The sequence below is a fragment of the Streptomyces sp. SID11385 genome (assembly GCF_010548245.1).
GTDB lineage: Bacteria > Actinomycetota > Actinomycetes > Streptomycetales > Streptomycetaceae > Streptomyces.
Map to the genome: position 1 here is coordinate 1 of NZ_JAAGLR010001030.1, position 4,923 is coordinate 4,923.

The window sequence follows — 4,923 nt, forward strand, 5'->3', positions numbered from 1 at the left end:
CGGCCGCCGGGCCAGCGCGCCGCGTCCCAGCCGTGGCCGAGCAGGACGCGGTCCCCGGCGCGGGTGCGGGCGTGGGCCGCGACGCGGTCGAGCGCTTCCTCCAGGCTCGTGGCCCCGCTCAGGTCCAGCCCGGTGAGGGCGAGTCCGGTGCCGGTCGCGTGCACGTGCGCGTCCACGAACGCCGGGGTGACGAGGGCGCCTTCGAGGTGGACGACCTCGTCGACGCCGTCCGCGAAGGCGTCCGCCGCGCCTTCGGAGCCGACCCAGGCGACGTGACCGCGTTCGACGACCATGGCGGTCGCGAAGGGGTCGGCGGGGCTGTGCACCTCACCACCGCGGAGCAGGACGGTGGGAGGAGGCGGGGGCGTCGTGCGGTTCATGGGGACAGTGTGGCGCGTGGCGCGGGGGCGCCGGTACGAGGGTGGGCGGCGCGGGCGCGGGCCCTCAGATGTGCGGGGGCCTGGACTCGTACGGGGTGGAGAGGACGACCGTCGTGCGGGTGGAGACGCCGGCCAGGGAGCGGACCCGGGCGAGGAGGTTCTCCAGGTCGTGGGGGCTCTGGACGCGGACCTTGAGGATGTAGTTCTCGTCGCCCGCGACGCTGTGGCACGCCTCGATCTCCTCGACGGGGGCGAGGCGTTCGGCGATGTCGTCGGGGGCCGAGGGGTCGAAGGGCTTGACGGAGATGAACGCCGTCATGGCGAGGCCGACGGCCTCCGGGTCGACGACGGCCGCGTACCCCCGGATGACGCCCCGTTGTTCGAGCCGCCGCACCCGCTGGTGCACCGCCGAGGTGGACAGGCCCGTGGCCTTGCCCAAGTCGGTGTAGCTCATCCGCCCGTCCGCGACGAGCAACCGCACGATCTGCCGGTCAAGGTCCTCCATGCCGCTGAACCTACCGTCCGCGCGGGGACCTGGACAGGCGCGGGGGTCGCGTCTCGCACGGTGGACAGCGCGGGCGCGCGTGCCCCCGTACGCCCCCTGAACGCCTCCTCACCCCCACATTCACACCCTCGTGTGACGAAGACCACACCCGGGGAGCCGTGTCCGCACAGGTGTCGCGATTACCGGGCGGGGCCCGGGGGAAGTGCTTGCTGTGGTCGAGGCCGCAGCGCCTTGTCGGCCCACCCGAGGGGGAGAAACCCGAATGCAGAATCCCAAGCGGTCCAGCCGCGCCCGTGCCGCCCGCCGTCAGCTCGCCGAGCCGCCGGCCCCGGAGGGCGTCGAACCCGTCGAGTCCGCCGAGGAGGGCGAGTTCGACGCGTACGACACCTTCGAGATCTACCGGGTCGTGTGCCCGGACTGCGCCCAGCCGATCGCGCTGCTCGCGGACGAGGACGTCCTGCCGGAGCATGCCCTGTGCGCCTCGCCGTGGGACCCCTTCGGGCTCACCGTCTGCGCCGGTACGGGACGCGCCGCCGCGAGCGCCCTCCCGGCCGACGAGGGCGGGCCCGAGGAGCAGGAGATCGGGGTGCTCCTGACGCTCCCGCAGGGCCTGGACTGGCGCACACAGCCCTTCTCGCACGTCGGCGGCCCCGGCTCACGCCCCATCAAGGCGCCCCGCCGTCCGCTGCGTACGTACCACCGGGCCGCCTGAGCCCGGGTCTTCGCGCCTTCGCGCTCCGCTCCCCCCGGCGCCGCACCGCCGGGGCGGGACGTCCTGCCCGGGGCACCCGCCGGGTTCCCCGGGCACGACCAGAACGGATGCGCGAACCGCCACCCCGGTGACCCGTCCGCGCGCTCCGCGTTGGGCCGGGCATGACGTCCCCTCCCCCGCCCCTGGAACAGCCCACCGGGCGGCGCCGTCAGCCGGAGGCGCCGACCCATGGCTACGCGCTGCTCGCCCTGCCGCGCGAAAGCGCGAGAACCCGCACCACCGAGCCGCGCGCGGACGCCCCGCCGCCCCGGCGCGCGGGCGCCTGGGTACGCGCCGACGCGGCCCCGCCGCCCCGTGAAGAATCGGTTCGGCACGACACGTATCCGCAGAGCCCGCAGCCCCCTCGGCCCCCGCAGAGCCCACGGCGGCACGGCGGCTCCCGGCCCCAGGGACACGGGGCCGCGGCGCCCGACGGCCAGGACCCGCCCCTCTACCGCGCCCTGCTCGCCCGCTGGGCGGAGCGCGGCGCGACGCTCCCGCTGCGCGGGGACCCGGAGTGGGAGCGCCTCGCGGCCCCGCCCGTGCCCTGGTTCAGCGGCCCTCGGGACCGAGCAGGTGGCGGCCGATGACCATCCGCTGCACCTGGTTGGTGCCCTCGACGATCTGGAGCACCTTCGCCTCGCGCAGGTAGCGCTCGGCGGGGTAGTCGCTCGTGCAGCCGTCGCCGCCGAAGACCTGCACGGCGTCGGTGGCGACCTTCATGGCGTTGTCGGTGCAGAGCAGCTTCGCCATCGCCGCCTGCCGCGAGTAGGGCAGTCCGGCGTCCTTGCGGCGGGCCGCGGCGAGGTAGAGGGCGCGCCCGGCCTCGACGGCGGTGGCCATGTCGGCGAGGAGGAAGCGCAGGCCCTGGAAGTCGCCGACCGGGTGCCCGAACTGGCGGCGTTCGGCGGCCCGGTCGAGTGCCGCGTCGAGCGCCGCCTGCGCGAGGCCGACCGCGCAGGCGGCGATGCCGAGGCGGCCCGCGTCGAGCGCGTCGAGCGCGAGCGAGAAGCCCTCGCCCTCCGCGCCGATGCGGCGCTCGTCGCCGATCCGGACGCCGTCGAAGTGGAGTTGCGCGGTCGGGGAGCCCTTGAGGCCCATCTTCCGCTCGGGCGGGGCCGCGCTCAGTCCGGGCGCGTCGGCCGGGACGAGGTAGGCGGTGATGCCCTTGGCGCCGGGGCCGCCGCTGCGCGCGAGGACGGTGCAGAAGTCCGAGACGCCGCCGTGCGTGATCCACGCCTTCGTACCGGTCAGGACCCAGTCCTCGCCGTCGCGGACGGCCTTCGTGGCGAGCGCGGCGGCGTCGGAGCCCGCGGTGGGCTCGGAGAGGCAGTACGAGCCGAGCAGGCCGCCGCCGAGCATGGCGGGGAGCCAGGTGGCGCGCTGCTCCTTCGTGCCGTGCGTGGCGAGGGCGTGACAGGACAGGACGTGCACGCTGACGCCGACGCCGACGGTGAGGCGGGCGGCGGCGAGCTCTTCGACGGCCTGGAGGTAGACGGTGTAGGGCTGCTCGCCGCCGCCGTACTCGGCGGAGTAGGGCAGTCCGAGGAGTCCGGCGTCGGACAGGAGGCGGAAGGCGGCGCGCGGGAAGGTGCCGCTCTCCTCCTCGGCCGCCGCGTGCGGGGCGATCTCCCGGCGCGCGATGTCGCGTACGAGAGCGAGCAGTTCCCCGGACTCCTCGGTGGGCAGGTCCCGTTCCACGGACCGCCGGATGTCTGCGGGCATGCGTGTCATCCCTCCCTGTGGGGCGCGGGCAGCGCTCACCGGGGGTGGAGGCGGCGCTGCCTCGTGGGTGCCGGGCCGCGCGCGTCGCTCCGGGTCTCGGAGGGGCGCGTTCCCGCCGGTGGGACCGGGCGGTCGCGGCCGGGCGGTGGCAGTATGCCGGAAGAATCGCCGCACGTCACGGGTGTGCGGGGCGGGGTGGAACAGGTGTGCGCGGGCGTGGCGGGGGCGTGCCCGGGACCGGCCGGGCACGCCCCCGCGAACCGCAGGAGCGTGGTTCAGCGCACCCCGACCGCCGCGAGAGCCGCGCGCTGGCGCGGGCTCGGCTCGGCGGGGTAGTAGAGGTAGCAGACGCCGCCGGTGCCGCTCGCGTCGGCGCCGGTGGCGGTCTTGCGCTTGGTACGGAGCCAGATGGTCTCCCACTCGGCGCGCTTGTACACGCGGCGGACCGCCGGATCGCTCGGCGAGGCGGGGTCGTTGGCGATGACGTCGCCGTCGGCGGTGAAGCCGATGACCGTCATGAGGTGCCCGGAGGTGCCGTACCCGGCGCCGGTCAGCTCGGTCTTCAGGAAGGACTGCGAGGTGATGACCGGGATGCCCGCGGCGACGAGGGTCTCGACGTCGGTGAGCGAGCCGAGGCGGGTGACGACGCCCTGGAGGTCGGGGTACGTCGCGGCGTAGGCCGCGTTGAAGGGCCAGTTGCCGCAGCCGTCGTACTGGTAGTCGAAGGTCTGCCGGGCCGCGTGGCACACCTGCGGGTCGGCGTAGGAGGGGTCGACCCAGGCGAGCTGGTCGGCGCTCGGCCGGCGGCCCCAGTACTCGATGATCATCTGCGAGGAGGTGGGGCTGCACCACGCCTCGCCGCCGTTGTCGTACTGCGGGTACTGCCCGGCGTGGATCTCCTGGGAATACCGCGGCACGGTGAGTTCGGCGGTGAGGCCGGGCGCGGAGGCGGGGACGGTGTAGCGGTCCGGCACGTCGGAGCCCATCGCGCCGAGCCGCCACACGGTGGGCGCGGGCCGGGTGCCGGGGCGGCGGTAGAGGCTCAGGCGCAGGCGGTAGGAGGCGAGGCGGAGCCCGGAGGCGGCGTCGTCGAGGGAGAAGGTGTCCGTCCACACGCTGCTGCGGCCGTCGCCCTGGTCGTCGACGGAGGTGCGGCGGATGTCCTGCTCGGGGTCGTCCCCCGCGGTCCAGCGGCCCATGACGTACCAGGGGGTCTCGGCGCCGTCCGAGTACGTGCCCGAGAGCTCCACCTCGATCCAGGTGCCGGTGGGGGTGTGGGCGTTCCAGGAGGCGATGACCTCGGTCGCGGGGACCGTGAGGCGGTGGCGCGGCGAGGTCCAGCGCGCGTACTCGTAGCGCGTCGTGGTCTTCAGGTGCGGGTCGGCGTAGTCGCGCTCCCCGATGGCGTGGGCGAGGGTGACGCCGGGGCGGCGGCCCGCGAGGACGCGGACGCCCTCGGCGCGGCCCGCGCGCCAGTCGGCGGCGCTCGTGAAGCCGTGATACTCCGCCGTTCTCGGGGCGGCGGTGGGGCGGCCGTTGCTGGGGCGGGGCGCGGCGAGGGC

The 4,923-nt window shown here is 75.5% G+C and carries 6 protein-coding genes; 2 read left to right on the forward strand and 4 right to left on the reverse strand.

Features of this window, described 5'->3' with window-relative positions:
• Together G3I42_RS31715 and G3I42_RS31720 are read right to left on the reverse strand one after the other, a co-directional pair.
• On the reverse strand, positions 1–380 hold a 380-nt coding region (locus G3I42_RS31715), incomplete at its 3' end, for an amidohydrolase family protein (RefSeq protein WP_164291139.1).
• 64 nt (positions 381–444) lie between these two features.
• Positions 445–885, reverse strand: a complete 441-nt coding sequence (locus tag G3I42_RS31720; RefSeq protein WP_030996590.1) for an Lrp/AsnC family transcriptional regulator — start codon at positions 883–885, stop codon at positions 445–447.
• 262 nt (positions 886–1,147) lie between these two features.
• Here G3I42_RS31720 and G3I42_RS31725 point away from each other — a divergent pair, with 262 nt between their 5' ends.
• Together G3I42_RS31725 and G3I42_RS31730 are read left to right on the forward strand one after the other, a co-directional pair.
• Complete coding sequence (locus tag G3I42_RS31725; protein ID WP_164291140.1) at positions 1,148–1,597, forward strand: hypothetical protein; 450 nt, start codon at positions 1,148–1,150, stop codon at positions 1,595–1,597.
• 161 nt (positions 1,598–1,758) lie between these two features.
• Positions 1,759–2,226: a hypothetical protein gene (locus tag G3I42_RS31730; protein WP_164291138.1), complete on the forward strand. Its 468-nt coding sequence runs from the start codon at positions 1,759–1,761 to the stop codon at positions 2,224–2,226.
• Here the strand turns inward: G3I42_RS31730 and G3I42_RS31735 are convergent.
• Together G3I42_RS31735 and G3I42_RS31740 are read right to left on the reverse strand one after the other, a co-directional pair.
• Entirely contained in the window at positions 2,189–3,361 is a 1,173-nt protein-coding gene (locus tag G3I42_RS31735) for an acyl-CoA dehydrogenase family protein (protein ID WP_164291141.1), read from the reverse strand. The two genes, G3I42_RS31730 and G3I42_RS31735, sit on opposite strands and share 38 nt — an antisense overlap.
• 275 nt (positions 3,362–3,636) lie before the next feature.
• A partial coding sequence (locus tag G3I42_RS31740; protein ID WP_164291142.1) for a peptidase C39 family protein occupies positions 3,637–4,923 on the reverse strand: 1,287 nt, incomplete at its 5' end.